The following is a 1038-nucleotide window of genomic DNA, read 5'->3' on the forward strand; positions in this document are numbered from 1 at the left end:
GTGCAGTTCAACGTGTATTTCGCATCTTGCCGATAATTGGTGCCATCAACGTTATCAGCAATCATATTGCCGAACTCTACCTGGCTGCCCTTGATTGAACAGGGTGGCGGAGCATCGACCAACACGCGCAGAATTAAATCCACGGGTTTACTACCAGCCATAGCAGATAAACTACAGACACTGCATACCAGCAGCCCTGCGCCCACTACAAACTTTTGACTCATAACTCCCCCCGTCATCAGCCTTTGCGGCTCTGCTCTTCATCCACCTGGCAGCTGTTGCCATTGCACTGGAAGAACAGCGGCATCCGTGCGCCAAAGTCGTTGACGTAAGTCAGCACCGGTACGCTATCCATTTTCACATTCAGCGGTACCGTGGTTTTCGGCTCAATGACCAGAGGCGAGAACCCTGCAGCTGGATTACCGTTTTTCTGCGCACTGGCGTTGCTGATAATCACGTAGTACGGCGTTGGGTTATTGACGGTGAATGCCTGACCGCTGCGGGTGAGCGTCACCTTGTGCTGCCACGGACTTTTCATACTGACCTTTTCCAGCGCCTTTGGTCGCCAGAACAACTTGATACGCGTTTGCAGCGCGATTTGCAGGGTATTGGGTTTGTTTGATTTTGGCGGGATCTCGCGCACGTTAAAGTAGAACATGCTTTCACGATCGGCTGGCAATTTGTTGATATCCGGCATTCCCTGCACTTTTACCTGCCCGTTCATCATTGAATCGATGCGTTGCACTGGCGGCAGCACAGTTAACGGCGAGGTGATCTTGTTACCCTTTTCATCTTCAATCCAGCTTTGAGCCAGATAAGGGAGTTTCGGATCGTTATTACGCAGCGTCACGCTGATTGATTTGTCGCTTTCATTAAATATCAAACGGGTACGATCTGGCGTTACAGACGCCAGGGCAGACAAACTGGTAGCGCTAAGCAGTAACGCCAGCGTCATAGCACCCAATTTGGCAGAGCAAAGTAAATCAGACATGGATCATTCCTTAATCACGTTATTGGTTAGCTGAAACAGAAACAGGG

The 1038-nt window shown here is 50.3% G+C and carries 1 protein-coding gene and 1 pseudogene; both read right to left on the bottom strand.

What is annotated here, in order from left to right:
- A pseudogene (locus RTW80_RS25880) lies at positions 1–239 on the bottom strand (hypothetical protein); the annotation flags it as partial.
- Positions 239–991, bottom strand: coding sequence for a fimbria/pilus periplasmic chaperone (locus RTW80_RS25885; protein ID WP_001281606.1), 753 nt, complete (start codon positions 989–991; stop codon positions 239–241). The pseudogene RTW80_RS25880 and the gene RTW80_RS25885, both read right to left, overlap by 1 nt.
- Positions 992–1038 lie beyond the last annotated feature (47 nt).

Origin of the sequence: Escherichia sp. AM3, from assembly GCF_032029835.1 — a bacterium.
GTDB lineage: Bacteria > Pseudomonadota > Gammaproteobacteria > Enterobacterales > Enterobacteriaceae > Escherichia > Escherichia coli.